The 26,164-nt window shown below is 43.7% G+C and carries 24 protein-coding genes and 1 pseudogene; 11 read left to right on the forward strand and 14 right to left on the reverse strand.

The features are described 5' to 3' along the window. Nucleotides 1–666: 666 nt before the first annotated feature. The 5 genes from AB6E78_RS20490 to AB6E78_RS20510 all read right to left on the reverse strand — a co-directional run bounded on the left by AB6E78_RS20490 (nucleotide 667) and on the right by AB6E78_RS20510 (nucleotide 6,137). Nucleotides 667–1,710, reverse strand: a complete 1,044-nt coding sequence (locus AB6E78_RS20490; protein ID WP_009844818.1) for a GMP reductase — start codon at nucleotides 1,708–1,710, stop codon at nucleotides 667–669. An 865-nt stretch (nucleotides 1,711–2,575) separates the two neighbouring features. Then, entirely contained in the window at nucleotides 2,576–3,013 is a 438-nt protein-coding gene (locus tag AB6E78_RS20495; RefSeq protein ID WP_048606084.1) for a PAS domain-containing protein, read from the reverse strand. A gap of 1 nt (nucleotide 3,014) precedes the next feature. Beyond that, complete coding sequence (locus AB6E78_RS20500) at nucleotides 3,015–4,019, reverse strand: response regulator (protein ID WP_029235212.1); 1,005 nt, start codon at nucleotides 4,017–4,019, stop codon at nucleotides 3,015–3,017. A 319-nt stretch (nucleotides 4,020–4,338) separates the two neighbouring features. Beyond that, nucleotides 4,339–4,584 carry a hypothetical protein gene (locus AB6E78_RS20505; protein ID WP_010430578.1) on the reverse strand — a complete coding sequence of 82 codons (246 nt, stop codon included), beginning with the start codon at nucleotides 4,582–4,584 and terminating at the stop codon, nucleotides 4,339–4,341. Nucleotides 4,585–4,784: 200 nt separating this feature from the next. After that, nucleotides 4,785–6,137, reverse strand: coding sequence for an MATE family efflux transporter (locus AB6E78_RS20510; protein WP_372134128.1), 1,353 nt, complete (start codon nucleotides 6,135–6,137; stop codon nucleotides 4,785–4,787). A gap of 100 nt (nucleotides 6,138–6,237) precedes the next feature. Between AB6E78_RS20510 and AB6E78_RS20515 the strand changes: the two genes are divergently transcribed. Both AB6E78_RS20515 and AB6E78_RS20520 read left to right on the forward strand, forming a co-directional pair. Further along, nucleotides 6,238–7,212 carry a LysR family transcriptional regulator gene (locus tag AB6E78_RS20515; protein WP_372134129.1) on the forward strand — a complete coding sequence of 325 codons (975 nt, stop codon included), beginning with the start codon at nucleotides 6,238–6,240 and terminating at the stop codon, nucleotides 7,210–7,212. A 42-nt stretch (nucleotides 7,213–7,254) separates the two neighbouring features. Then, entirely contained in the window at nucleotides 7,255–8,154 is a 900-nt protein-coding gene (locus AB6E78_RS20520) for a DMT family transporter (RefSeq protein WP_048610851.1), read from the forward strand. Nucleotides 8,155–8,292: 138 nt separating this feature from the next. On the opposite strand, the gene AB6E78_RS20525 is transcribed toward AB6E78_RS20520, so the two are convergent. Together AB6E78_RS20525 and AB6E78_RS20530 are read right to left on the reverse strand one after the other, a co-directional pair. Beyond that, nucleotides 8,293–8,712 (reverse strand): VOC family protein, encoded by a 420-nt coding sequence (locus AB6E78_RS20525; protein ID WP_137002417.1) that lies wholly within the window; start codon nucleotides 8,710–8,712, stop codon nucleotides 8,293–8,295. A gap of 205 nt (nucleotides 8,713–8,917) precedes the next feature. Beyond that, nucleotides 8,918–9,811, reverse strand: a complete 894-nt coding sequence (locus AB6E78_RS20530) for a DMT family transporter (RefSeq protein WP_017065985.1) — start codon at nucleotides 9,809–9,811, stop codon at nucleotides 8,918–8,920. A 298-nt stretch (nucleotides 9,812–10,109) separates the two neighbouring features. Here AB6E78_RS20530 and AB6E78_RS20535 point away from each other — a divergent pair, with 298 nt between their 5' ends. Beyond that, entirely contained in the window at nucleotides 10,110–10,730 is a 621-nt protein-coding gene (locus AB6E78_RS20535) for a heme-binding beta-barrel domain-containing protein (RefSeq protein ID WP_372134130.1), read from the forward strand. 71 nt (nucleotides 10,731–10,801) lie between these two features. Here AB6E78_RS20535 and AB6E78_RS20540 read toward each other — a convergent pair whose 3' ends face one another. After that, nucleotides 10,802–11,782, reverse strand: a complete 981-nt coding sequence (locus AB6E78_RS20540; RefSeq protein WP_032545880.1) for a bile acid:sodium symporter family protein — start codon at nucleotides 11,780–11,782, stop codon at nucleotides 10,802–10,804. Nucleotides 11,783–12,127: 345 nt separating this feature from the next. Between AB6E78_RS20540 and AB6E78_RS20545 the strand changes: the two genes are divergently transcribed. Both AB6E78_RS20545 and AB6E78_RS20550 read left to right on the forward strand, forming a co-directional pair. Beyond that, nucleotides 12,128–12,394 carry a DUF3081 domain-containing protein gene (locus tag AB6E78_RS20545; RefSeq protein WP_371724978.1) on the forward strand — a complete coding sequence of 89 codons (267 nt, stop codon included), beginning with the start codon at nucleotides 12,128–12,130 and terminating at the stop codon, nucleotides 12,392–12,394. 27 nt (nucleotides 12,395–12,421) lie between these two features. Next, the gene (locus AB6E78_RS20550; RefSeq protein WP_372134131.1) at nucleotides 12,422–13,033 is read left to right on the forward strand and encodes a CIA30 family protein; all 612 of its coding nucleotides are present in this window, start codon (nucleotides 12,422–12,424) and stop codon (nucleotides 13,031–13,033) included. 122 nt (nucleotides 13,034–13,155) lie between these two features. Here the strand turns inward: AB6E78_RS20550 and AB6E78_RS20555 are convergent, their stop codons facing one another. Together AB6E78_RS20555 and AB6E78_RS20560 are read right to left on the reverse strand one after the other, a co-directional pair. Next, nucleotides 13,156–14,181, reverse strand: coding sequence for a zinc-binding alcohol dehydrogenase family protein (locus tag AB6E78_RS20555; protein WP_372134132.1), 1,026 nt, complete (start codon nucleotides 14,179–14,181; stop codon nucleotides 13,156–13,158). 156 nt (nucleotides 14,182–14,337) lie between these two features. Then, nucleotides 14,338–15,105, reverse strand: a complete 768-nt coding sequence (locus AB6E78_RS20560; protein ID WP_372134135.1) for a glycine betaine ABC transporter substrate-binding protein — start codon at nucleotides 15,103–15,105, stop codon at nucleotides 14,338–14,340. Nucleotides 15,106–15,373: 268 nt separating this feature from the next. Between AB6E78_RS20560 and AB6E78_RS20565 the strand changes: the two genes are divergently transcribed. Continuing rightward, the gene (locus AB6E78_RS20565) at nucleotides 15,374–16,306 is read left to right on the forward strand and encodes a LysR family transcriptional regulator (protein ID WP_372134133.1); all 933 of its coding nucleotides are present in this window, start codon (nucleotides 15,374–15,376) and stop codon (nucleotides 16,304–16,306) included. A 147-nt stretch (nucleotides 16,307–16,453) separates the two neighbouring features. Here AB6E78_RS20565 and AB6E78_RS20570 read toward each other — a convergent pair whose 3' ends face one another. After that, on the reverse strand, nucleotides 16,454–16,840 hold the full coding sequence (locus AB6E78_RS20570; RefSeq protein WP_017064374.1) for a hypothetical protein: 387 nt from the start codon (nucleotides 16,838–16,840) through the stop codon (nucleotides 16,454–16,456). Between the two features lie 408 nt (nucleotides 16,841–17,248). Between AB6E78_RS20570 and AB6E78_RS20575 the strand changes: the two genes are divergently transcribed. Beyond that, the gene (locus AB6E78_RS20575; RefSeq protein WP_229647353.1) at nucleotides 17,249–18,232 is read left to right on the forward strand and encodes a hypothetical protein; all 984 of its coding nucleotides are present in this window, start codon (nucleotides 17,249–17,251) and stop codon (nucleotides 18,230–18,232) included. Nucleotides 18,233–18,345: 113 nt separating this feature from the next. Here AB6E78_RS20575 and AB6E78_RS20580 read toward each other — a convergent pair whose 3' ends face one another. Further along, nucleotides 18,346–19,536: a benzoate/H(+) symporter BenE family transporter gene (locus AB6E78_RS20580; protein WP_372134136.1), complete on the reverse strand. Its 1,191-nt coding sequence runs from the start codon at nucleotides 19,534–19,536 to the stop codon at nucleotides 18,346–18,348. Here AB6E78_RS20580 and AB6E78_RS20585 point away from each other — a divergent pair. After that, nucleotides 19,490–19,987 (forward strand): annotated as a pseudogene (locus AB6E78_RS20585) (helix-turn-helix domain-containing protein); the annotation flags it as partial. The gene AB6E78_RS20580 and the pseudogene AB6E78_RS20585 sit on opposite strands and share 47 nt — an antisense overlap. A gap of 96 nt (nucleotides 19,988–20,083) precedes the next feature. Here AB6E78_RS20585 and AB6E78_RS20590 read toward each other — a convergent pair. Beyond that, a complete protein-coding gene (locus AB6E78_RS20590) occupies nucleotides 20,084–21,133 on the reverse strand; it encodes a cysteine synthase A (RefSeq protein WP_372134134.1) in 1,050 nt (349 codons plus the stop codon). Nucleotides 21,134–21,350: 217 nt separating this feature from the next. On the opposite strand from AB6E78_RS20590, the gene AB6E78_RS20595 reads away from it, so the two are divergent. From AB6E78_RS20595 to AB6E78_RS20605, 3 genes are all read left to right on the forward strand, one after another. Next, complete coding sequence (locus AB6E78_RS20595; protein WP_017062447.1) at nucleotides 21,351–21,518, forward strand: hypothetical protein; 168 nt, start codon at nucleotides 21,351–21,353, stop codon at nucleotides 21,516–21,518. Between the two features lie 556 nt (nucleotides 21,519–22,074). Next, nucleotides 22,075–22,956 (forward strand): hypothetical protein, encoded by an 882-nt coding sequence (locus AB6E78_RS20600; RefSeq protein ID WP_017068424.1) that lies wholly within the window; start codon nucleotides 22,075–22,077, stop codon nucleotides 22,954–22,956. A 66-nt stretch (nucleotides 22,957–23,022) separates the two neighbouring features. Further along, nucleotides 23,023–23,814: a hypothetical protein gene (locus AB6E78_RS20605; RefSeq protein ID WP_017058652.1), complete on the forward strand. Its 792-nt coding sequence runs from the start codon at nucleotides 23,023–23,025 to the stop codon at nucleotides 23,812–23,814. Nucleotides 23,815–24,080: 266 nt separating this feature from the next. Here AB6E78_RS20605 and AB6E78_RS20610 read toward each other — a convergent pair whose 3' ends face one another. Continuing rightward, a complete protein-coding gene (locus AB6E78_RS20610; RefSeq protein ID WP_017059547.1) occupies nucleotides 24,081–25,838 on the reverse strand; it encodes a hypothetical protein in 1,758 nt (585 codons plus the stop codon). Nucleotides 25,839–26,164 lie beyond the last annotated feature (326 nt).

The raw sequence follows: 26,164 nt of genomic DNA on the forward strand, positions 1-26,164 counted from the left end.
AGCTGATCAGATCGTAGGTTCTTGATTTAGTTCCATTGAATTACGCAACAAAGCCCATCACCGTCTTTGTTTTCATCAACATCGTCACTACTAAATAGCACCGTTGACGCATCACACCCATCTTCATGCTTAGCACCAAAGCAAGCCATTCAATTAACTTTGACTGTCGAGTAACCTTTAACAAACCAAGCTTTCTTACCACAAACAGTGCAGTCGATCAGGCCTCGGTACTTTTCAGGATTGGCTTCGTAATCCTCTGTTGTACATTTACTACCATTTTCTCTATAAGTGCAGATGATCATACATTATGCAACCGATTGATTTTAATGATAACACTCTACCAAACTTATAAGATTCTCAGTTTAAAATCATATGCATAATGTGACGTATATTTTACGTTTTATAAACTACTTCATTAGTTTTAAACAATCCAAACTCGTTGTTTTTCCCATCTTGTTCAAGGCCTTTGATCTGGTGGTGCTTTGGTTCTCCACCAAATAATAAAATGTACAAATTTCGGCCATGATACGTCCCCATTAAATAGCGATCCTTTTGTCTCACGTACTCGACTTTGATTTATTACATATAGTGTTTTTATAAGTCCCAAACAAAAAAGAGCCGCTAAAAAGCGGCCCTTGATTTTCAAACTATTCGAACTCGTTCAGATTACTCTTTACCGAATACGTTGTTTTCTTGCTCTTGTACGCGAATGAAGGTCGTACGCTTAGTTAGCTCTTTCAGCTTTGCTGCGCCTACGTATGTACAAGTTGAACGTACACCACCAAGGATGTCAGAAATCGTGTTGTGAACTGAACCACGGTATGGAAGTAAAACAGTTTTACCTTCCGCAGCTCGGTACTTAGCAACACCACCTGAGTGCTTGTCCATAGCCGACTGAGATGACATGCCGTAAAATTTCATGTATTGCTTACCGTCTTGCTCTACAACTTCACCGCCTGACTCAGAGTGACCAGCTAGCATGCCGCCTAGCATTACGAAGTCAGCACCGCCGCCGAACGCTTTAGATACGTCACCCGCACATGAACAGCCACCGTCACCGATGATCATGCCGCCAAGGCCGTGTGCTGCGTCGCCACACTCGATGATTGCAGAAAGTTGAGGGTAACCTACGCCTGTTTTAACACGTGTAGTACAAACAGAACCTGGGCCGATACCAACCTTAACAATGTCTGCGCCCGCTAGGATTAGCTCTTCAACCATGTCACCCGTTACAACGTTACCCGCAGAGATAACTTTAGTCGGGAATTCTGCACGTACTTTCTGTACGAACTCAACAAGGTGCTCTGAGTAACCGTTAGCGATATCGATACAGATGAATACAAACTCTTCGCTAAGAGCCATGATCTTCTTAACTTTCTCGAACTCAGCTTCAGATGTACCTGTTGATACAAATACGTTGTTCAGTGTTTTCTTGTCTGCTGTTTTAGCGAACTCAGCCCACTGCTCTACTGTGTAGTGCTTGTGTACTGCAGTCATAACACCGTGCTCTGCTAGAGCAGCTGCCATTTCAAAGCTTGCTACCGAATCCATGTTCGCTGCAATTACTGGAGTACCAGACCATTGACGACCGCTATGCTTGAATGTAAAATCGCGGGTTAATTCAACTTGAGAACGGCTTTTAAGGGTAGAACGCTTCGGACGGAAGAGTACATCTTTGAAACCTAACTTAAGTTCTTGTTCGATACGCATGGTGTTTTCCTTGATTCATAAAATTATGTGTCTCTCGCGAAATGCGTAGTAAAACCGTTGGCAGACGAGTTTACTTTTCTTCGGACACAAAAAAACCGGAGCGTTGGCAGACGCTCCGGTTTTCAGCATTATAGGTCGTGATTTAGTAACAGCAAGTCTGATATTTCACTTTTTTTTATGCTATCCTCTCAAAGATTCCATATCCGCTAAAACTTCCTCAGTTACACTTCCCAACTAAATTCTTATTAATTAATAACTTAGCGAACCATTCACGCAAACGCTGTTGGTTTATTGCGCAATCGTTTTCCTTCATATTTCACGTAATATCACCCTCTCAAAGCAAATATGTGAAGAAAGTGCCTCGAAATTACATAAAAACCACACTTTTCTCCAACAAAAAAATGCCTTTTTTCTTAAATAAATTCGATTATTTTCCAATTTTTATCTGTTTTTGACCAAATTGGCTAATCTCGTGACGTTTCTGTTTTGCGGTCACTTAGAAAAGTAGAGTGAAAAGGACTCAATCTAGAGACCAATATTCACTTGGGTTTGAGAGTCGAGCCCTCGCACTCCATTAAATGAAGCTTTCAAGCTTGTACTTTATAAATCCAATTTCTATTAACCCGTAGCATTACGGTTCCAAAAGCACGTTTCGTCGGCGCCCTTTCGTTCATGTAACCTAGAAGACTCTGCAAAGCGCTCAGAAAAAGAGGATTGGTTGACGTGAAAAACTGGGGAAAAGATAAGATTTGAAGAATAGAAAGCAAAAAAATGGCTCAGGTAATTAACCTTAGCCATTTTTATTCGCTGATTAGACTGATGCTAATGCGCGTATTGGAATGCGTTGTTTGGCGAATAGAGCAATCTAGTTCTTTTGAGAGACTAACGCTTCTGCAGTTGCATCTTGAATCGACAAGAACAATGAGGTCACTTGCCCTGTTGGTGAGCGCATCGGGTTCAGCGTCACGTTCTGATACATGAAATCAGCTTGTTGGGTTACTGGCCTAACGTTACGACACTTAAACAGATAAGGCCTTTGTTGCCATGTAATGAAGCTACGGCAACCTAGGTCATAGACTGGCTTGGTTTTGAGCCTAAACCACTCTTCTGGGATTTCAGGGAACAGTTCAAAGATCGACTTACCGATCGCATCATGCGATTGCTTACCGCTATGGTGCGTCATGAAGCCATTCCAAACTTGTACCTGAAAGTCACGGTTAATGACCACCAGCCCCATATCGACGTTTTGAACCATGTCTACCATCCAGTGGAACTGTTCAAATTCAGCAGGAAGATTCAACATATTAAAACTCCTCCATTAGGTAGGCCAATTTGTTATCTAGAAGAGGCAGAGACTCATCAACAAACATAAATAGAAGGTCACAACGGATGGACGTGCCGTCGATGTTGTAGCTGACTTCGAACGTCATGGTCTTTTTAAATGAGCCGCTGGTATTTTCAATCACCGAATCAATCGAGATGTGTTGACCTAGCAGCACAGGAGAGCTCTGGAAGAAACGAACTTCTGATTGCTCCCCTAACCCATTCAAGAAAGAGCCGACTAAGATGTTCGATACATCCATCAACAACTCTAATTCTTCTAGCTGCTCGCTTTCTGTTGGCACCTTCATGAGCTTCTTAAGATCGCTCACACTGGAATCACTCAACAAAACTAGCGCTTCACCTGCAATGCCTTCTCCACTAAAGCCTTGGCAAACACCCGACACTTGGTCGTTATCCGCTAGGTCACGAAGTGCCATGTGCAATTCACTCACTTCGAAGATGTTAACGTTCGGCAGCGGTAGGTGAACAAACACATTAAAGTGACGAGCCAGTGCATCAGCGGCACGGCCTATCGCAACGTTCGCAACTTCCATATAGATGTCACGTCGGCGCAGAATCGGTAGCTCTAGCGGTGCTGGCGTAATAAGTTGAGGCTGTTTTGGTGGCTCAACATGCTCACGTAGAATCGCTTTTAACGCTTCTTTATCGATCGGCTTTTGCAAAAATGCTTTGGCGCCAAGATCCAGCACCTTCTGTTGTGCTTTTGGTTGTATGTCACCAGAAACAACGACAACTGGCGTGGTATCGCCTAAACGTTGCATCTCTTCCAATGTGCCATAGCCGTCTAATTCCGGCATGGTTAGGTCGAGGAACATCAATTTGAATTGGTTTTTAGCGAGCTCTTCAAGTGCATTAAGCCCATGAACAGCAAAAGTTATATCTGCATTTAGAGAACTAGGCAGTGACCGAGCCATCTGCTTCCTTGCTAACGCAGAATCATCACATATAAGAACTGGGAACGACATAAATGCACCACTGACAAATTAAAGCTAATTCGACCGAGTGTAACAGAACATTATGGTATCAGGTACGGGGTGAATGGATTTATGTGCAGATTATTAGTAAGAATGATGAAACAGGTGGGTAAGCTATTATTTCGCATTATTCTTCATGAAAAACAATATGCTACAAAGGTAATAGCCAATCCTTGCTGTTGAGTAATAGCACTATTATATTTAACAGCAGCCTTAACAAGCGGGTTTATTAAGGCTCGACTGACTCATTCATTGAACGGCTTTATGTAGCCATGATAGAGAGCTATCCAACAAAGCTAATGCAAGAGAACTAGAACTGATATGAAGGCCATAAAATCAGTAATGCGAAACGTATGATCACAGCAAATACCAACAACGCGATCCCCAGGCGATACCATTTGTATTCGGCGATGTTCATTGGGATACGCTTGTAGAACATCGTAATCACGCCTTTCCAATCGCTACTGCGTCTTCCGTACTGCATCATGCTCGTCAAAACAAACAGTGCGCCAAGCACTAACATTCCTTTTTCAGCCCAGAACAATCCAACTTCCATTTGTGTATTCCTTGATAAAACGGTGAGCAACTCAAATCATTCTAGTCACCTTTTAGCTCGGTTTCTGTAAGACCAAGGTCTAAATTACGAAGTACGCAATTTAGGGCTTATAGGTCATTGTTGGTAATTGATAGTTCTCGGTCAGCAATACAACGTTTATCGTTCAAGGTTCCATGGTAAAGGCGAGCATCACAAGCAAATCACGTATAAGCATGATTCGACAAATCTGGAGATTGGTTGTTCTTTTGAATGACACGCATCAATTGGATAAGCAGCAGAATACCTGTCACGCCTAAGCCAACACCGATTCCGCCCCAAATCCCTGCCAATTCGAACTTAGGCATCAAATACCAAGCCGCAGGCAAGCCAAATACCCAGTAACCGATGGCTGTCATCACGGTTGGCATAGAGACAATCTTCATGCCTCTTAGCAGGTTAATCGCCAGTAGTTGCCAAGCATCAACAATAAAGCACAAAGCAACGACCCAAATCACAGAAGCCAGTAGTGAAGTCATAGCACCCGTGCCATCGTCTAACTTGAAGATAGAAGCGATCATCTCAGGCCATATAATGAACACGGCCGACAACGCCACACTCAACACCGACACCAATATGAAGCTTTGAATCGAGGTTCTTTTTATTCCTTCGTAGTTACCCGCGCCAAAATCACGGCCAACCAAAATCGCCGCAGCTTGTGAGAAACCAAAATTGAAGTTCCAAGTAAAGCTTAAACATTGCAGCAAGATTTGGTGCAAGGCTAACGAAGCAATACTGATCGTGCCCGCCATCAAGGTGCCACCGTAAATCAAGCCATGCTCAAGTAAAGCAGCCAAGCCGATAGGTAGACCCATCAACAACAATGGGCTCATCAACTTGATTGAATACTCTTCTGTATTTAGCCAAGGGGCGAACTGCTTAAACTCGTCACGCTTAAATACCCAAACCGTATATCCAACCATCACGATAAATGCCGCGATAGCCGTACCAAGCCCTAAACCTGTTAAGCCCATGTCTAATTGGAAGGTGAGAAAGTAGCTCACTGGCACATTCAGAATTACGGTGATAATAGACATCACCAGAATAGAACGCACATTGCCAAACGCGCTAGTTAAGCCGCGAAGTACCAACAAGATAAGCGAAGGCAACATCACCCACTTCAAAGCATGGACATATTCCATAGCTAAAGTGATCACTTCTGGCGGCTGTTTGGCTGCTTCTAATACCAACGGAGCAAACCAGAAGCTGGCCATTAAGGTCACACTGAGCACGAATGCCAACATGGTTGCGCCTTTCACAGCCAATCTGATTTGAGTATTACCAAACTCAGGGCGAGCTACGCGCTGACCATAAGCAATCGCAATCAAGTTCGCGACACAACCCACGGTGCTGCTCGCAATAATGAAGATGAAAAAGTAGATTGAGGCACCTAAGCCACCAGCCGCAAGGGCTGACACACTGATACGCGACATCATCCAAACATCAGTAACGACTAAAGCCATAGAGATCAGCTGTGAAATGATCAAAGGGAATGCAAGAGTGAGTATTTTTTTCATGAGCGCCTCAGTTAATTTCGCCCAAAATACGATCGATGAGGCTGGCGTTCAATTGATAAATTTGCGACTCTAACATTCCATAAACTCATGCGAACGAATTATGACCCCATATCCTAGCTTGCCATCATCACATAATGGCTTAAAAGCCTTTGAAGCTGCCGCAAGGCTGATGAGCTTTACTCTGGCTGCCGAAGAGCTGCATGTGACACAAAGTGCGATCAGCCGACAGATCAAACAGCTTGAAGATGAGTTAAGCGCATCACTGGTTATTCGTAAGCATCGAGCCATAGAATTAACGGTACAAGGTCATGATTTGTATGTCGCTTTGCGAGAAAGCTACGGTAATATCGAAGCTGTTATCGCCTCTTGGAGTGAGCCCAAGCAGAAGCGTATCGTGATCAAAGCGACTCTGAGTTTCGCGACGCGAGTATTGATCTCCAAAGTTCGGGAATTAAACGAGCGTTATCAAGATCATGAGATAGTCATTGTTCCTGTGATTGAGGAAGACGAATCGATTAATAGTAGTGAGTATGATCTACTGATCTTCCACACGCGTTTCAAAAAACGCTATGACAAGGCACCTGACATAACCTTCTTGCGTGAAGAGTTCATGGCGCCGGTTTGCTCTACTAGTTTAACCACCAAAGACACCGACCTTGATTCAATCTTAACCTTGCCAAGGCTGCATCCAACCTTAGATCATCACGACTGGAAAGTGTGGCTGGCCGATGTTGAATTCCCACCAAAGAAACCTGTCAGAAATACCAGCTTCTTGTCTTTAGATATGGCGCTCAGTGCCTGTCTATCCGGTGAAGGGGTTACGGTCACGGATCTGTTGTTAGTTCAACAAGATCTCCAACGAGGCTTCTTGTACTGCCCTAGAAATGCAAAAATCCAACACAGTGCTTGGACTTACTTCATGCACCAGCGTAGTCACACGCCTATCATCAACGACCTTATTGAATGGCTTAGAGAAGAGACAACAAAAGAGATCGAGTTGCTGAAAGTACTCGCACAGCAGTATCAATGGTTTGGTGTAATAGAACAGGACAAAGCCTTTGGTCGGCTCTTCTAAACTAAGTTATGATTCCTGTTCCCTCAACCGATTGATATTTTTATGCCTTCTTTCTCTTTTTCAATGATCCCTGTTGGGGTTAGATTCATGATCCTTTCTGCTTTTGGATTCGCACTGATGTCAGCGTGTGTGAAATACATCAGCAACTACGGCATACCTGTATTCGAAATTGTTGCAGCAAGGGCTTTGGTGTCTTTGATCATCAGTTATATCGACGTTAAGCGAAAAGGCATTTCGATCTGGGGAAATAACAAACCGTTGTTGTTTGTTCGAGGCGCAGTTGGCACAGCAGCCTTGATGTGTGTTTACTACGCTGTGACCACCTTGCCATTAGCAGAAGCAACCATTCTACAATACGTTCATCCTGTATTTACCGCTCTACTTGGTGTGTTATTCCTGAAAGAACGCGTCCAAAAGTCGACCATGATCTGCATTGCGTTTTGCTTAGCAGGATTATTAGTGATGGTTCAGCCAAGCATGAACAGTGGCGCGAGCAGCGAGTTACCGCTATTCAGCATTATGGTGGCGTTATGTGGCGCATTTGGTAGCTCAATTGCTTATGTGATTGTGAGGAAGCTTAGCCAAACAGAAGACAGTTCAGTCATCATCTTCTACTTCCCACTGGTTGCGCTACCAATCTCAACAGCTCTTATCTGGAACGACTTTGTATGGCCTAGCCTATTCCTAACCATGATGCTTGTGCTCGTCGGGATTTTCACACAAATAGGACAATACGGTTTAACCAAAGCAATGCAAACCCAGGCAGCAGGTAAAGCTTCAGCTTACTCATACGTGCAGATCGTCTTCTCAGCGCTATTAGGTGTGTGGATCTTCAATGAGATTCCATCGGTTTGGACTTATCTAGGTGGTGGCCTGATTGTCACTGGTGCACTCATTAACGTGTTTGGTAAACAGCTATTGGTGCCGTTCAAGGCTAAATAAGTAACCCACTCAATATCAGCTGATAAATAGAATCTAAAAAGGGCATTGCGGATTATTCCACGATGCCCTTTTCTATAAATGCTCTCTAGCGCGCTTTCATTCAGCTAACCAACTTTAACAAAGCGGCGTATTACGTAACTAACTCGTGGCATTTCGTAACTTAGGATCATCACTCAAATACTCAACAAACTCGATTTCAAAGCCTGCAGGATCCACAAAGTAGACATTTTTTCGATAAGGTTCTTCGGCACCGGGTTTGGCAATTGGAAAGCCCGCATCAACAAGGCGTTGAGTGACACTTTCGATATTATTGGTCACATAAGCGAAGTGTGCGAGACCAACAGAATGCCCAGCCAAATCTCTATTTTCACCTTCACCGTGATCACTTATTGCTATGTATTGGTACTCGTCGCCAAAATGCAGCCAGTTACGTGGCTTGCCTGACCATTCGCCTTTTCCTTCATCACGAACGTACCAGTGTGGAAACGCCGCTTTATAGAAAGTCAGCATTTCAGGGATGTCCTTGACGACTAAATTCACATGTTCAAGTTGGATCATTCTTCTCTCCTTAAAGTATTCTCGTAAGCAACGTTGCACATCCTAATACCTCAAGTTAAGTTGAGGTAAAGCACTAATTTGCATTTATTTCGAGAACGTTTTTAGAGCCCAAATTGTCGTATTTTGAAGCGATACAAACCCTAAGTTTAGACGACCTTCCCTGATGTGGTTTATTTGGAATCCAGAATGACTGAGAGACAAGCCGCTATGGTTTAGGCGGAGTAACCTCAACTTCTAAAGCGGCTCGGTCTCTCCACTTGAAAACCTTCTTCCATTTAATCGGCATCATTGGAATAACGATGAGACTAATGCCCACCAGCGTCAGGATGTCTGGAATCTCATCGAACCACATAACACCAAACAATGTTACGAACACCAACCCAGAATATTCGGCGAGCGCAATCTGGTTGGCCGGTGCTTTTTTGTAAGCCACCACCACAAGCGCATGGTATCCAAGTACGAACAAGTTGATTGCCATGATCCAACCAACATGACGCCATTCGAGCGCAGACCAAGTTGGCAGCGCTAATGCCAGTGCAAGTGGCAGAGTCATAATGCTGGTCCAGAACAGAGTTGAGATGATGTGTTGCTCTGCATTCAAGCGTTTAATCAAGATATTACCCACGCCCATCGCAAGCGCACTGCCTAGCCCAGCAATCGCCGCCCAATGAAATTGTTCAGGGCGTAACACGATTAATACGCCCACAAAACCAATCAGGGTCGCGATCACTTTTGAAGATGTCGGCCTTTCTTTCAACAGCACGATCGACAAAGGCAGCATAAGGATTGGTCCAACGTAGAACATCGCGTTTGCTGTCGCCAAAGTAAGGTGTGTAATGGCGATCATCGCGCAGCCACTCCCCACTAAGATAAATTGAGCCCTTAAGAAGTTGATTCGGCAACCGCCTTTCATACGCGTCTCTCTCGGTAACTTTAACCAAAATGGAAGCAACAAGATCACGCTCAATAGCTGACGGATAAACACGTACTGGAACGTAGGGACTTCGCCATTCAGTATCTTCAATGATACGTCTGAAAAAGACGCAAGTAGGTTTGCGAGCACCAAAAGCAAAATGGCGTGGTTAACAGCTTTATTCATACAGAAGTAAGATTACACATTTGTCATACAATTATGGGCGCACATCATACATGAGAATTTGAAATGTGTAATAGCAAAATTAATAAGGCTCAGACTAATGCAATTTTGAATTAAACCTCGATGAACAAATCACAGCTATTCGTCAATATTTAGCCGCATTAATATTCTCTTATTGACTGATACATCAAGTTACAATTCGATTTCATATTAGCCAACAACACTGATCTGGGTTAATAAACTGGTTTCACAATAACCTTATTTTTATTGGGGTCAGATAATTAATAAAAAGGAAGTTAAAGTGAAAAAATTATTAGCACTTGGTATCGCAGCGGTAATCTCGGCTCCAGCAGTAGCCGACCACAGCACAATCAATGGTATGGATTTTGGTCCACTCGCAAAGTTAGTCGGCACATGGAAATCAGTCGAAACTGGCGGCGTTGATATTTCTCCAGGTCAAGAAGGCACAGAAGTGGGCAAAGGTGGCCCCGCGGTCACACCATTTTATGAAGTGATGACATTTGAGGTTGCGGCAGATGCAACCAACGCCAGCGATCAATATCTGGTTGCTCTGTACTACAAGCAAGAAGTATTCAGAAAGGCCGACGACTCTAAATTCCACGATCAACGTGGCTACTTCATCTACGATCAAAAAAATCAGATCGTCTACAACTCTTACTGTGTACCACGCACCACATGTGTCACCGCAGAAGGCCCTGCTGGCGATACAATGACGTTAGTTGCGTCTAAGCGTGGCATCGCTGAGTCCGAATACATGACGGACAACGCAACCACCACGGGCTTCACGATGAACATTAGCATTTCAGACGATACGCTGACGTACTCTCAAACAACAGGCTTAGAGATCTACGACAACGCATTTGCTCATACAGATTCAAGCACTCTAATTAAAGTGAAGTAGATTCAAATACAAACGCCTTTCACAGCGAAGTGAAAGGCGTTTTTCTTTTGTACTTGTAACAACAAACAAGTTTAACTAGATTGTGTATCAACCTTGGCGTAACGGTTGGCTAGCACTGCACAGTAAAAGATCTGAATCGGGTGATAAAGCATGATTGGTAGTAATATCATCCCTAGATTAGGGTTGTGAGCAAAGATCACCTTAGCCATAGGAATACCTGCCGCTAAGGTCTTCTTAGTACCACAGAATACTGCCGCGACTTCATCTTGATGATTGAATCCAACCTTTCGGGCACTCCATTGAATGCCGTGTACCATCACCATCAATACCACTAAACAAATCACCGCTGACAGCAACAACAGCATTGGTGAAAAGTCGCTCCAAATACCGTGTTCAATAGAGTCACAGAAAGCACTGTAGACGATCAGAAGTATCACGTATTTATCTAACTTATTGACCACTGACTTGTGTTTCTGAGTCCATTCAAAAAGTAACGGGCGCATCAACTGGCCGACAATCATTGGCAATAGCAGCATTTTAGATATAGAGATCACCGATTCCATCAGGTTTAGCTCTGCACCTTCCAACCCCATAAAGAGCTGGATCAGTAGAGGCGTAATGAACACGCCTAAAATACTAGAAAGTGATGCATTGAATATCGCACCCGGTAGGTTTCCTTTTCCAATCACCGTCATCGCGACCGAAGACGAAATCGTACTCGGTAATACGAAGAGGTAACAGAAACCAAAGGCCAGAGCTGCTGGCATATAAGCGACAAAGCCTTGCCCGAATATCACCCAAAGCAGTGGGTAAACTAAGAATGTCGCGCTTTGTACAAAAACATGCAGCTTCCAATTCGAAAGCCCCTCAAGAATGGCTTTGGGAGACAAACCCAAACCGTGTAAGAAAAACACCAAAGCGATGCCGAGAACAGTCACCGTATCGAGATGAAGTACCCCACCCGATTTGCCCCAATCCGGCGTAAAAACAGCAACGACCATAGCCACCACCATCCCTACAAGAAACCATTCCTTTTTCAGTTTTTCTATCATGTTGACACGCACTTTCTGTAGATTCCATTTCAGCCAATAACAAGGCTCCGATGCTATTTATCCTATCGACTCTAATTTTAATTAACCACCATAAACGTAAATTAAGCTTGTCTTTATCTTGAGGGTTAACATCGTTATTAAGTTTGTTACACCCGTTTTGCTCAGGATTAATCGGATGTATGGAATGACGATGAAAATATTAGAAAACAGAGGTTTATCGAGAAGATAAGATCACTTTCAGTGATCGGAACACAAAGGCAAGCCGTAGGGACAGCAATCAAACAGTAACAAATTTAGATACCAATATTCAGCCTATTACCAATAACTACTCAGCGGGAGCAAAACATGGACAACAGAATCACCATTATTGAGTTTCTCAGAGTGTTTGAGTGCATTCGCACCTCTGGCGAGCAACTGGACAATAAATATCAAGTGGGCGAAATGGCGGCTTGGCATGATTATGATGGTTATACCTGTTGGCTAAGCTATAAAGACGTAACAGTGACGCTGATGTTTCATGGTTCATTGAAAATCGAGTACGACAATGCTTCAAATTATTCTGAATTTATTGAGCGTTGTCTGGGTATGCTTGCCACTGAACCTTCTCCATAAAACGCGAACAGGCTAACGGAGACAATCATGAACGAAACGGCTTCATTGCTTAAGCGAAGACACCCTTTGTGGCTAGTAATCAGCCTCTCTTTTTTATGGTCTCAAGTATCTGTAGCAGGCATAGGTATGATTGACTTTACACAACCGAACGAACATAAGAATTGGACAGCGACCAACGACAATGTGATGGGCGGCATCTCAACAGGCGAGCTTGTTTACGAAGGCGAGACGAGTCAATTTAAGGGCGAGCTATCGTTAGAAAATAATGGTGGTTTCAGTTCTGTAAAGCGCTCCATTGAATCACCTGCCCATGAAATAGATAGTGCAGTGCTGATATTCGTTGGTGATGGTCGCACCTACCAACTGAGGTTCACCACTTGGAAGGAGGGTAATCGAGTTCAATACAAACACGATTTCGATACCATAAAGGGAGTGCGGCTTAACAAGGTGTTCCACTTCAATGATTTTCAAGCTGTGTTCAGAGGTCGGCTACTGAGCGATGCGCCGGAACTTAAGGCACGAGACATCAAACAAATCGGTTTTTTGATTGCGGACAAAGAGCCCTCGCCTTTTGAGCTAGACCTAATACAGCTTCACTTCAGAACATCGAAACCTATCACATCACCAGAAGCTGACTAAACTGACTAAACTGAAAACAAACAAAAGCCCCTGAAACCTTTTGACTAGCAATCAGATATCAGGGGCTTCTTCTATTTAAACCGTCAACAATTCAAAACAACGACGGATTAAAACATCAGCAATTAGTATTTGATGGCAGTTTTACCAATCGAGGCACTGCTCTCAATGCGTTGGTGTGCATCTTTAAGTGTTTCCACACTAAAGCCATTTAGGGTCGAGGTTAGCGTCGATTTAATACGGCCCGCATCAATCAGATTCGCGGCTTGGAATAAGATGTCTTGTTGCTTCTGGATATCGTCTGTGTTGAACAGTGAACGTGTAAACATCAGCTCCCAAACAAAGCCCGCTGATTTGCCTTGCAGCGCTGACAAGTCAATGCCACCGTCAAATTCAACAATCGAACTGATCATGCCTTGCGGTGCAATCAACTCAACCATCGCATCCCAGTGCCCTTTTGTGTCTGCAACATTGAAGATGTAGTCGACATGTTGAATGCCTTGCTCTCGCACAGACTCGACAAGGTTACGGTGGTTCACCACATAGTCCGCCCCCATATCTCTTACCCACTGTTCAGTTTCAGGTCTTGAAGCTGTTGCGATAACATTTAGGTTGGTCAGTTGCTTAGCCAGTTGAATCGTAATTGAACCAACACCGCCAGCTCCACCAATGATCAGGATAGACTTTTTCTCTTCAGGGCGAGCACGCAAGCGGTCGAACAATGCTTCCCAAGCGGTAAGTGTTGCTAGTGGCATAACGGCTGCAGCTTCATCAGAAAGACTCGTAGGCGCTTTAGCCGTAATACGGTAGTCCACAGCTTGGTATTCTGCGTTAGCCCCCATACGTGTTACATCACCCGCATAGTACACACGGTCACCGACTTCGAAGCCTTCAACGTCAGCGCCTTTGCCAACAACTTCACCGACTGCGTCATAACCCAACACTTTTGGTTGTTCGAGTGTTTTGTCTTTGGCACTACGAATACGAATTTTTGCGTCAGCAGGGTTAATAGAAGTCGCACTCACTTTTACCAGCAAGTCATTATTTTTTAGTTCTGGCAGACTCGTTTCAAACTCAAATAAACTGTCTTGCTCTGTAATCGCAAGTGATTGAGTAAATCCGATCGCTTTCATTTTTGATGGTACTGACATTGTGCTTTCTCCTTGAATTAGACGAGTTAATCTTAGTCAATTCTCACTCTAGATAAACCGCCTAATATTTGAATTATTATCAAATTATTTTTGATAATTGTATTGCCGTTATCTGGGTAATGCAGACATCTAACTGCACTGCCAACGGCTTAGAGGTTAAATAATCCCTTTCTCAATCAACCAATCATGTGTGACTTGATCTTGTGGTTTACCTTCACGGCAAACTTTGTAATCCAGCTCTGCGATGATGTCGTTCGAGAAGCGCAGGGAGTCCAACTTCTGAATCTGTTGTTCGCTGAACAGATGCTTCTTGTCGTCTCTTAAAAGAAGCACTGCTCTATCAACAATTCCGAGTAGGCCTTTTGGCTCTTTGAGCTCACGAATATCGTAGCGATAGTGCAAAAACTGAGGTTTCCACAGTGGCACTACCACCCACTCTTTGTTTGCGACCGCACTTTCAAAGGCATTGAAACAATCATCTTCACTGCCAGGAAAGAACTGGTAGCCGGCATCGCTCAGGCCATAATCTTTCATCATCTGGATAGAGAAGCGTGTGATACCAGCGCCGGGGTTGATGCCTTGAATGGTCGAGTTCATTTTCTCGATCACTTCAGCTTTTAATAAATCAGAGACTTCAGAAACCGCCTCTTCAGGCACATAGTCTGGTACGCCCCACAAAGCATACGGTTCATAATGAAGCCCAAGCTCGATAAGTGGCTCAACTTCTTCAACGCCCGCTTTGTAGATACCGTGACTTGATGGCAACCACGCAGAAGAAAGCATATCCACTTGGCCTGCTTTCAGCTTTTCAAAGTTCTCCTGATGTGGAGAGAAAATACGCTCTACCTCAAAACCCATGGATTTCAATACATTGGCAACCAATGATGCGGTCGTACGGTGGAACGACAAATCCGTTACACCCATTGTGATTTTCTTAGTCATCTTATCCCCCTAGATCGTAGGTTTCGTCCATACGATGTGTACTGCGCTACGTTGTCGATATGGGGAAATGATAGTGAGAAAATTACTAATGAAAAACAGCCTCATATTTGAATTATTATCAAATTAGTTTTGACAATTAAGTATTTGAAGCTAACTTAGAAGCGATAAGTAGAGATAACCCATTTGCAGATTGTGATGGGGAAATATCCCAACGCCATGTTTAGAACATAATTCAATACAGGTAGATAACATGCTTCTTGAAGATTTACAGGTCATTTTGAAAGTGGCGGAGTTTCGCAGTATCACCGCTGCAGCCACCAACCTTGATATGCGCACTGCCACAGCAAGTGCAGCGGTAAAACGTGTTGAAGCGGCACTAGGTGCGGAGTTATTTGTAAGAACCACGCGCCACCTAAGGCTCTCTTCAGCTGGCGAGCGTTATTTACCGGAATGCGAACAAGCCTTAAAGATGTTGGAGCAAGCGAAGCTCAACATGCGCGAAGAGCTTGGTATTCTTGACGGTGAAATTCGCATAGCGCTTTCATCAGATCTAGGACGCAACCTAATCACACCTTGGTTAGATGAGTTCTTGCTTGAATACCCAAAGGCGACGCTTCGCACTAGCATCAGCGATAGCAATATCGACTTCTACCGAGATTCCGTCGATATGGCGCTGCGTTACGGCTCTCCGACCGATGCGAACATGTATGGTTTCAAGATATGCGATGTGCCGAGGATATTGTGTGCGGCTCCTGAATACTTGGCTGAAATGGGCACACCAAAACACCCGAGTGACTTAGCTCAGCACAATGGTTTGCTTTACCAACTCCATGACATGTTGCAAGACGAGTGGGTGTTTAACGATGGTACTCAAGATCATAAAGTGAAACTAAAAGGAAATCGCGCTTCGAACGACGCAGACCTTGTAAGACGTTGGTGTATCGCAGGTAAAGGAGTGGCAATAAAATCTTGTTTAGACATGTCACCTCATCTGCTTTCAGGTGAAGTGGTTAAAGTTATGCCTGAGTTTAAGCCGACCCCTACCGAGCTCTGGTTAGTGTGTCCAAGTCGTCAATCCATCACCCCTACTGTGCGACTACTGAGAGATCTATTCCGCGATAAAACTGCGGAGATCCTTTCGCAACTGAGCGAACAAGGCATTATAGAAAGCAAAATATCATAGGATCTAATGCAGCTTGGATATAAGAAGTAGAGATACAAAAAAGGCGTTAGAGAACTCAATTCGCTAACGCCTTTCATCATTAGAACATCATAGCTTCATGATGAACCTTAATAAGAGTACTTAGTTTAATACTCTTAATACAAGAGCTTAGTTTGACTCGTCTTCAACATCGCAGTCTGCGCAGCACTGAAGAGCAATCTCATGTTCGAAGGTGATGGTGTCTTTACCTTCTTCAAGTAGCTCTGCGATTTCGTCTGCCACTTCTTTTTCATCATCCGCTTCGATTCCGCTTTCTAATTCTTCTTCTGAATAACCAAAGAAGTTAAGCAGTAAATACTCACGCGCTTCATCTTTAGTACAAACCACGTCTGCTGAAAGATCAGGAGTAACCTCGCCTTGTGCAAGTGTCGCTGTCACTTGTGCGATAGCATCGTCTTTCATCGCAGGCGTTAACCAACCAAGATCAGTACTTACTGTCGTTTTTTTACAGTCGAAGCAAGGCAGTTGGTGAAAGTAGTATTGAAAGGTAGTCATAGGTAAATTCTTCTTTAAATGTTGTATAGCGAGATTATGCGCGTTTTGTAGCAAAATACTATCTCAATCACAACCTGAAACCGCTTCGTTCTAAGTATTTTTTCAAGCTCCGCGCAAGCTGATGTGATCATCCTATAAAAGCGCTGTTTTGCGCATGCTTACTCAGCTTTACGCTTGTTTACATTTGTACGGGTAATATATGCCTTATCAGATAACAAGCGTGGCACCTCACAAATATTTTGGCTCTTGCTTAGTTTCGTCGCTCCAGCTATTAGCTATGAGTTCACGGCTTACTTAGCTACTTAGCTCGGATTTGTTTGAAATAGCTTTGTTTTCAATTAACTTACTTGCACTTGGCTTATTTTGAACCACGCTTATTTAAATCACCCCTTCTCGGATACCCAATCAATGATCATCACAAAATATCAAGCCCTTGCCCTTTCATCAGTTGCTTTGCTCGTTACAGGCTGCTCACCATCATCAGATACACCCTCGGTCAGCAACGTCAGTGATTACCAAGGCTCAGCGAGTATTACTCAAGGGTTGGCGACCACCGTTGAATCGAATCTCTTTGAGTGTGCAAACGGACGTAGCCGAGTGGCGGGCGTCGGGGAGATTACGGACTCAGAAGGAAAGGTTTGGACGGTTCCAGCCAAAAACAACTTTTCAACAGGGCCGAAAGCCTTTGATCTTTATGAAGAGTGCTCAAACACCACGCCAAGCAGCCTAGCCGAAGTCGATCAAAGCTCTGTACCGGTAGCTGTTGTGGATCAAGACGGTGAGGAAATAACAGGTTATATTTTTGCCGATAACTATTTCGAACTTTATATCAACGGCAAGTTAATCGCGGTAGACACCGTTCCTTTCACACCGTTTAACTCAAACATCGTCAAATTTAAGGTGAAGAAGCCTTACACGATTGCGGTGAAAGTGATTGATTGGGAAGAAAACCTAGGTCTTGGCAGCGAAGATAACCGCGGAAAGGCATACCACGCTGGTGATGGTGGCTTTATTGCGAGCTTTAGTGACGGAACCGTGACAGGTCCAGACTGGCAAGCACAAACCTTTTATACCTCCCCGATTTATGACCTGACTTGTTTGAGTGAAGTGGACGGGAAGCGTCTTTCTGAAAGCTGCACCACGGAAGGAACTGACCACGGTCAAGATGCCTACGCCGCTCATTGGGAAACACCAACCAACTGGATGAACCAAGAGTTCGATTCAACATCTTGGCCTCTAGCATCGGTATATTCAGAAGACGATATTGGCGTGAACAATAAAAAAGCGTACATGAACTTTATCGAAAAATTCAGTGGTGCTGGCGCAAGCTTTATCTGGTCGACAAATGTCGTTCTCGATAATGAAGTGCTACTGAGATACGAAGTTAAGTAGCTTTATTCCTTTGTAAGCAAGCCCAGTCACGAGTATGACTGGGCTTACTACTCAAACAACTTGCTGATGTTTCTAATTCACAGCGAACCTGATCCTAATCTTGGGTCGCTTGATTACGACGAAGTTTGCGAAGTCTTGTTTGCTCCACGCGACTTAGCTTTGTAATTGTGTAACCAGCAACAAAACAACCCGATGCACAAACCCCAAAATGCGCTACCGATTCCCAGTAAATTGGTGCCAGAAGCGGTGAATAAGAAAGTAAGCAGTGCGGGTTCTCTGTAGTGACTGTCTGCCATTGATACCGCAAGGCAATTCATCAAGGTGGGCATCACCGCTAAGCCAGCAACCGCAATGACAATCTCGGAGGGTACGGCGCTAAACAGCGACACAAATGACATCCCCATCACACCAGCTAACAAGTAAAACCCGCCCATACAGATCCCAGCCATATAACGTGTCTTGGGGTTACTATCAGCATTCGGGCCCATGCAAATAGCGCCCGTAATTGCTGCAAGGTTATACGCAAAGCCACCAAACGGTGCGAAGATCAAACCTGTCACCCCGGTGGTGGTAATGATCTTCGATGAATCGACTTGGTATCCGTTCGCTTTTAGAACCGCAAATCCCGGTAAGTTCTGTGAAGCCATCGTCACTATAAACAGTGGGATACCCACACTGAACAATGAAAAGAACTCAAAATCGGGCGTGATGAACACTGGGGTCGTTAATCCCATAGTCACCTGACTGACATCGAGTTTGCCAAAACCCACACACATGACCAATGCGATGATGAAAATGCTTGGGATCAGTAAATTTCCTAACCGCGCTTTCGCCAGAATAAATACAGCGAGCATGACCGCTACGACTTGTGCCTCTTCCATTAGCGACGTGAACAAACCCAAACCGAATTGCAATAGAATCCCCGCGAGCATCGCTGAGGCAATCGATGTTGGGATCTGTTTTAGGACTTTCTCAAATATCCCCGCCAATCCAACCAACGTGATCAACATCGAACTGAACAAAAACACGGCTACTGCCTGATTCATTGTCAGCCCTTCAAGAGATGTGATTAACAACGCCGCTCCAGGCGTCGACCACGCTGTAACCACAGGCTTCTTGTAATGAAACGAGAGCAGTATTGTGGTCATCCCCATGCCAATTCCCAACGCCCAAAACCATGACGCCACTTGTTCTTCGGTTGCTCCAGCACTCATTGCCGCTTGGAAAATAATCGCCGCGGCGCTCGCATAACCAATGAAAACAGCGAAAGCAACAGGCGTGAGTAAAGCAATGTTAGGACAAATTGAACGTGGAGAATCCAGCCCGACAGTCGCTAAGCTCTGGCAGATAGCTTCTGGATTCGAGGTGTCACTTTCGAGCTTTATCGCGGCTAGCCCAAACAGTGAACTGACGAGTTTATTCAGAGATGCAAACGAACTAAGGCATGAAGAATACAACATTGGCTTTTTCGTCAGTTTGTTGTTTCCTTTTGAGGAAGCACTAGGATTTGAAATATTCGAACTCACCCTAGCACCCGATTACCAGCATGAATCCGCCCCACATAACGCAGGCGTCACTGAGCACATCTTATGCATTTCAGGAGAGATGGCCGTGATGTTTGATGATGAGTGGCATACGTTACGCGCAGGACAAGCCGTTCGCTTCAATGACAACCAGACCCATGCCTACAAAAATATCGGTGAAGGAAACGCCGTATTTCATGATGTGATTCACTACCCTAATAACAAGCAATAGTGCCGGATTTGGTGCTAACGGATGTTTAGCTCTAACCGGATGTTCAGCGCTAACGAAAGAGCTGGCAGACCACTGGCTGTTACTAACTTAAAGCGACTATACGTTGACGACCATGCTGCCATCTTCGGCTTGATAACGAGCCCATAGTTGAGAGAGGTTTTCTTTATTAAGCTGTATCTCTTTTTCTTTCAGAAACGTTTCGTTGTGCAGCTTCGAATACGAGCGCTCAGCAAGGTCACAGCTAAATGTAACGATGGTTTTCCCTTTCCCCATTCTAGCCGCAGCGTATAGCGCACCTGCTACGTTCAACGACGAACTGCTTCCTAGAAGAATACCGTCATGTTCCGCAACAAGGCGGGATATCGTCACCAAATCCTGATCGGGAAGCGTGATTGCACGATTGATTTTTGCCTGCCTGAAATTTTCAACCGTTCGCATGATCCCTATGCCTTCCGTGAACGAACTTCCCGTTGATTGATAGTGTCCATTACGTAGAAACGAATAAATGCCGGACCCATTTGGGTCAACTAACCAAGTTTCGAGATTGGGTTGCTGCTCAGATAGATAGTGTGAGTTTCCGGCAATGGTTCCACCCGTCCCCACCACTGAAACTAGAGCATCAATATTCCCCTGTGTTTGCTGCCAGATCTCAGGTCCAGTATTTAAATAGTGCGCTCGATAATTACTGAGATTTTCAAACTGATCTGCCCACCAATAACTCTCATTTTCGACACCAATCCGCTTAGCCGTGTGGTAAAAATGTTCAGGGTTTGCAAAAGGACAAGGGTCGACCAATAACAGTTCAGCATTATAAAGCGAGATCATGCGCTCTTTCTCTTGTACCTGCCCTTTTGGCATCACCACCAACATTTTGTAACCAAGGGATTTAGCGACCAGAGCAAGTCCTATTCCCGTATTACCAGCAGTACCTTCAACGATTGTCATTCCCGGCTTAAGCTTACCGGCTTCTATTGCATCCATAACCAACTGAAGTGCCGCTCTATCTTTAATCGAACCACCCGGGTTCTGGTGTTCGCACTTAATAAGAATCTCACAACCTGATATCTCTGAAAGACTGTTGATTCTAACAAGATCGGTATCGCCAATCAGTTCACTGAGATTGTTTGCAATATGGGCAGATGACATCGCGACTCCATTTATTTGTTGAGGATAAGTTTGTTCATCGATTGGGTTGTCGATGATCATAAGCGTAGCTCTGGGGTCTGCTTAGTCAAGAAGTGCCGGAATTGAAAAGACTCTCATTTTCCAAATAGCAATTATAATTAGGGGTGACCGATTAGATTGAGGGCAAAAAAATGTTTCTAAAAGAGAAAAAACCGGTGACCTCGTTGATGTAACTGAAATGACCAAATTAACCAACTTATTTCAAGACAGTATCGAAGGTCGGTTTCAAGCAGGCGAAGAACAGCAAGACCCTGAGATGTTTAAAAAGTCCGAACTGATGTTTATGTCAGGGGAAGAGTTACCTCGATGCTGGACAGATCCAAACTACCGCTCAGGGACTAAATAACCTTAGCGCTTCCAGAGCACCCGATGAGTCGCAATTTAAGCTCTGTTCTAAAACTGTTTCACGATCGCCTTGTAGGCTATCCCCCTGTTAAAACATTCAGACGCATCTTTACTAGACACAAAAAGCGAGCCACTTGGGCTCGCTTTTGATTGTCTTTTTCTTGCTTAGACTTCAGTTCAGATTACAGAAGTTCTACCGACTGTTGAGCAATCACGAATTCTTCGTTGGTTGGCAAGCTATTATAATCGCACCTATTAACACGGGTTTGGACAAAAGTCAGTTAGAGTCGATGCTCTAAATAACCCTCTATTCATTACTTGATGTATTCTGACCGAACCAATCCCCCCACTAAAGTGTAAGTCAATGATAAACCCCCTATGTCATCACCGCTCTAACCATCACAAGGGATCAGATCGCAGAACTCCGAAAAGGTTCAACTGATTTAGGCAACAACGCCATGTTCACTCTAACGACTTGAGTTTCCGTCAAAATCATCAGATTTTTCTTTGAAGGGAGTATATATTGATGCGACTGAATGCATTGTGAGGAGAATAATATGTCAGTTCTGGATTATCAAGATGCTTCGAAAGAAGAGCTTCAAGAACTAGAAAACGAAAGGCTTGAGCTACTGAACGACTTTAAAGAGCAGTTGGCAGTGTTCTGTGATTACCTAAAGGTTGACTTAGACCAGCAAGCGACCTTGAAATCACTAGACACCGCAACAGCACTCACGCTTTCCTCTCCACGTTATATTCCTGCACAAAAGGGAATTTTAAAAATCTCAGCTCAAGGCTATTTAAGTATAAAATTGGTTGAGAAAGTCAAATCAACCACTACAGACATTGTTAAGGCGCTAGCCAAAAAAATTGCAGACTCTTCCCCAAAACTGCCATGCAATGACATTGCACTTAAAGGTTCCGTTGATTCCATCGCCGCAAAGCTGACTCAACGCTACTTGTTTGGCCATAGACGCTTTTATGACGTTGAACCAATTCCAGAAGTCCCAACATTGAGGAACGACGACTTAAGAGCTTTATGTGAACGTCACCTTCTCGATCGAGTAAAGGAGCGTTATACGTCTCACTACCACCGCTATAGATTATGGGACGGAAGAGCCATCGATTTATTTTCTAGCTACCTGTTTAATGTCAAAAGTGAAGAGCATAGTTTCTTTGATTCTAAGAACTTAATTCATCTTCTGAATAACACCCCTGCGCCAATCAAAAAAGAATGGTTTAAAGATGAATGCATCGAATGTTGGGAAGCGCTTTATGCAGATGGCCCACGTTATGCGTATACCGAGCTTGCCTACCCTGATGAGAGTGGTGTCATTTTTGAAGAATACGTACCACTAGACATGGTAAGTGAAGATGTATGGGATTCGCTTTATGAGCGCTATAAAAACAAACTGAAAGAACATGTCGAGTTCGCCCAATAACTCTTGTGTGTCTTACCTCTAATCAAAATTAAGCAAATAATTGTCAATAAAAGGAACAAAGAAAAAATGACCGCGACAATTTCAGTCAGCAAAAGTGCGATATTTGAGCTAATCATGGCTGGTTTAGAAGCTTATGCTGTAAAACATCAGGGCAGCAAGAGTATTTCTGTAGAAACCGCCGCTCACCTTTGGGGGTACGTGAACAAAACACATCCATTTAAATGTACGATAAATCATGTCTCTGTAGAGACGTCTGCAAAGCGAAAGCGCTCTTCAGTTGAATTTAGCTCTGAATCTCTTTTGATTAAAAAAGACATCGCGAAAGTGTTCGGAGACCAGTATCAATATATAGGAACCGCTCATTCTCACCCTTATTTGCGGGAAGAAAACATCGATGCCGCAAGAATTAGAAAAGACAAGTTGTATGAATTATCTGATGCTGATCATAAATGTGAGATTGGATATCCCGAAATTGAAGTGACTGGTAAATCGTACAGTGTAGCTTTGGTACTAACGGTTCATTCGATGCTTAAGGCTGATGATAGAAAAGATGGAACAAGCTTCGGAGAACCACTTATCGAGTTTTCTCTCGGCAATATCAAATTCTGGCTGTATGGCCGAGTTTTTGAGCATAAATCGAAGTCATCTTTGAGCGACGAGGAACGTCATTCTTATGAACGTTATAAGTTGGCCCTAAGTAATGTTCCCAACGATAAAATAGTTCCTGTGCCTCTAGAGACTGTGTTAGAAAGTGGTGTTTTTATAGATACATTGTGCAAAGACTTTGGCAGATTGAGGTTTTTAGATAATGAATCAGAATATGATTTAGCCACTGTTGCAGAGCGTAGATGGGGATAACGTTTCTGGCGTAGTCTCAGCTTACGCTTGTTTTGTTAGCGGCACTGGTTCAAGTGCTGCTATATGGTCTAAGATGTTTCACACTCTAAGTTAGTAGTTCTAAGGCGCTTTTGTCCCGTAGCGAAAGACCGCGGACGAACCAACACTATCTCAACGAAAAAAGAAAACCACTGCTAGTTCTTCAACATCAGGTGTGAATGAAATTGAGTAATTCACCTCTAAAATGATCGCTTACAGGGCAAAAAACTTTGCCCTTACATTGAAAACTATGACTGTATGGGCATAGCATAGGCAAGTTCATGAACTAATTGTCTAAACAACGATTCTTTGCCCTCTGGGATAATTAACTGGTCTTTTCCTACGCGTTGGCACAATTTCTGTAATTTAGGTGCTGACGCTATGTTCTTTGCTATCGACTCGGTATCGCATTTCAAAAGTAAAAAACGCCCCTCTAATCGTACTGCATTCTTATTGCTCTCCAACGTTTTGAAGAGGTGCTCAATTTGAGTCGGGAAATATGGTTGTTCATCTCTTTCAGATAGGAAAGATTGTATTTCTTCTAAGTCACCACCATTTTCGAGGTGTGAGAGTATCCTGCTTGTGCATAGCTGCCAGACTTGGTCGGTAACTTCATCCGCATAATTAGTAAGAAATACTCGCTCACTTGTAGTGGGTGGCTGCATAAACTGAACACGATTCTTCGGCAATAATGCGATCGATGTTTTCGTTGATTCGGATACATCGATGTAGGTATCAACCACTCCAAGCACATAGGCTCCGAGCTTTGTAAGCCTGATATATTTTAAACCATCATAAATGGACAAATAATCTAGGTCATATTGCCCCCAACGGTCATAGTAATTATCTTGAGCGCTCTCCGGCGTTACGTAAGCTATATCGACGATCCCTAGAGTCGCGAAATACTCCATAATTAAACAGCGAGAGTAAGCATTAGTAAGAAAAGTACCGTCATGAATGCGGCCATACGTGGAATCACCGATATACAAGCTATAGGGTTCAAACGTAATATTAAAGAATTGCCCCTCAACCGCCATTAATCTCAGATAGTCATCAAAAGAGACCCATTCTTCAGGTGGGCAAGATCGCAATGTTTCTATACAAGCATCCCTGCGGCTCAGAACATTGGTAAAATATTTCTGACCTTTTCCTTTTTGCCCTTTAATCTGATTGATACGTGAGAACTCGTCAAATTTGCTTCGATCTTTCCAGTCCAAGAAAAGCTGTTTAATGACGTCACAATGTCGTTGTTGAAGAGCGGCTTTTTTTAGGTTGATTTGCAATTCACCATTTGTCTCTTTGAACCATAGAGCAGCTCTTAGAATTTGAATCCAACCAAAAGCCTTTATACTTTTCGCTGATTCGTCATCAAGTGATGTTGCCTTTTGATACGGTTCATTGAGTTTGTTGCACAGTTGGTTGAGCAATGCTTTAGAAGGCTGCCCAGTTTTCGGACTGACTTTTAACTTCTTAACCTTAATAGTATTAAGAAGAACGTTAAGCTCCGCTTCCGTGTATTGTGGTGTTTCTGACGTTTCAATCTCGTCACCATCGACAATTGCCGTTGGCACAGAAAAATGTGGTGGCAATGGAACATGAGGTTTCAAAAAAGCTAATAGGTCATTAGGTATTCTGCGTGAAGATCCGTAACGGCGGTCAGGATAAAAGAACGGAGATAAAGCTTTGTCACCGTTATCTTTATCTCGACTTCGATACAACGACCAGTCTTCTGTACTAGGTGGTTCTTTTTGATATTTTGACCAGAATACGAAACCGTCCATATAACCTGCTTGATTGTGAACGGCCTCTTGCAAAGCAAGTTTCTGAACCTCTGAGAGGTGGTTCCAAATTGACTGTAGGTTGTCTGGGTTCATCAATGCATTAAAGAGTACACTTGCAACTTCTGCTTTGCGACTGGGGATAGCACAAGAAAAGGGTAATGACTTGATACGAAACTTCAGGTCATCGACGGTGCTGTAATCAATAAGGTTTTGAAAATTATCCATGCTGTTCCTAGCTCTCTTGATATCTTCAGGAGATTTTATACTATCCCCCTTAGCTCTTTTTCCTTATTTTCGAAAAGGCGTACTTTGCATGGCTTGAATAAATGCAAATTCAATGGAAAGTGTGATTTTGCTAAGGCGCTTTTGTCCCAAAGCATGGCGGCATAACACGCCTCTGGACAAAAGTGAGTCAGTATCCATTATTGATGGTGCAGATCATATTGGATCACTGCCACAGTAGTCGAACGGCACTCGTAAAAGTGATTACAGTCAAACTAAGGTAATGACAAGCTTCATGAATCGTTTAGCCCTAAACGGCTAATTTCCAC

The organism is Vibrio sp. 10N.247.310.98, assembly GCF_041467395.1.
GTDB lineage: Bacteria > Pseudomonadota > Gammaproteobacteria > Enterobacterales > Vibrionaceae > Vibrio > Vibrio crassostreae_C.

Excerpts from the sequence above, each read along its gene's own strand:
- AB6E78_RS20490 (WP_009844818.1), bottom strand. The coding sequence starts at position 1,710 with ATGCGTATCGAACAAGAACTTAAGTTAGGTTTCAAAGATGTACTCTTC.
- AB6E78_RS20495 (WP_048606084.1), bottom strand. The coding sequence starts at position 3,013 with ATGTTGAATCTTCCTGCTGAATTTGAACAGTTCCACTGGATGGTAGAC.
- AB6E78_RS20500 (WP_029235212.1), bottom strand. The coding sequence starts at position 4,019 with ATGTCGTTCCCAGTTCTTATATGTGATGATTCTGCGTTAGCAAGGAAG.
- AB6E78_RS20505 (WP_010430578.1), bottom strand. The coding sequence starts at position 4,584 with ATGGAAGTTGGATTGTTCTGGGCTGAAAAAGGAATGTTAGTGCTTGGC.
- AB6E78_RS20510 (WP_372134128.1), bottom strand. The coding sequence starts at position 6,137 with ATGAAAAAAATACTCACTCTTGCATTCCCTTTGATCATTTCACAGCTG.
- AB6E78_RS20515 (WP_372134129.1), top strand. The coding sequence starts at position 6,238 with ATGACCCCATATCCTAGCTTGCCATCATCACATAATGGCTTAAAAGCC.
- AB6E78_RS20520 (WP_048610851.1), top strand. The coding sequence starts at position 7,255 with ATGCCTTCTTTCTCTTTTTCAATGATCCCTGTTGGGGTTAGATTCATG.
- AB6E78_RS20525 (WP_137002417.1), bottom strand. The coding sequence starts at position 8,712 with ATGATCCAACTTGAACATGTGAATTTAGTCGTCAAGGACATCCCTGAA.
- AB6E78_RS20530 (WP_017065985.1), bottom strand. The coding sequence starts at position 9,811 with ATGAATAAAGCTGTTAACCACGCCATTTTGCTTTTGGTGCTCGCAAAC.
- AB6E78_RS20540 (WP_032545880.1), bottom strand. The coding sequence starts at position 11,782 with ATGATAGAAAAACTGAAAAAGGAATGGTTTCTTGTAGGGATGGTGGTG.
- AB6E78_RS20545 (WP_371724978.1), top strand. The coding sequence starts at position 12,128 with ATGGACAACAGAATCACCATTATTGAGTTTCTCAGAGTGTTTGAGTGC.
- AB6E78_RS20550 (WP_372134131.1), top strand. The coding sequence starts at position 12,422 with ATGAACGAAACGGCTTCATTGCTTAAGCGAAGACACCCTTTGTGGCTA.
- AB6E78_RS20555 (WP_372134132.1), bottom strand. The coding sequence starts at position 14,181 with ATGTCAGTACCATCAAAAATGAAAGCGATCGGATTTACTCAATCACTT.
- AB6E78_RS20560 (WP_372134135.1), bottom strand. The coding sequence starts at position 15,105 with ATGGGTGTAACGGATTTGTCGTTCCACCGTACGACCGCATCATTGGTT.
- AB6E78_RS20565 (WP_372134133.1), top strand. The coding sequence starts at position 15,374 with ATGCTTCTTGAAGATTTACAGGTCATTTTGAAAGTGGCGGAGTTTCGC.
- AB6E78_RS20570 (WP_017064374.1), bottom strand. The coding sequence starts at position 16,840 with ATGACTACCTTTCAATACTACTTTCACCAACTGCCTTGCTTCGACTGT.
- AB6E78_RS20575 (WP_229647353.1), top strand. The coding sequence starts at position 17,249 with ATGATCATCACAAAATATCAAGCCCTTGCCCTTTCATCAGTTGCTTTG.
- AB6E78_RS20590 (WP_372134134.1), bottom strand. The coding sequence starts at position 21,133 with ATGTCATCTGCCCATATTGCAAACAATCTCAGTGAACTGATTGGCGAT.
- AB6E78_RS20595 (WP_017062447.1), top strand. The coding sequence starts at position 21,351 with ATGACCAAATTAACCAACTTATTTCAAGACAGTATCGAAGGTCGGTTT.
- AB6E78_RS20600 (WP_017068424.1), top strand. The coding sequence starts at position 22,075 with ATGTCAGTTCTGGATTATCAAGATGCTTCGAAAGAAGAGCTTCAAGAA.
- AB6E78_RS20605 (WP_017058652.1), top strand. The coding sequence starts at position 23,023 with ATGACCGCGACAATTTCAGTCAGCAAAAGTGCGATATTTGAGCTAATC.
- AB6E78_RS20610 (WP_017059547.1), bottom strand. The coding sequence starts at position 25,838 with ATGGATAATTTTCAAAACCTTATTGATTACAGCACCGTCGATGACCTG.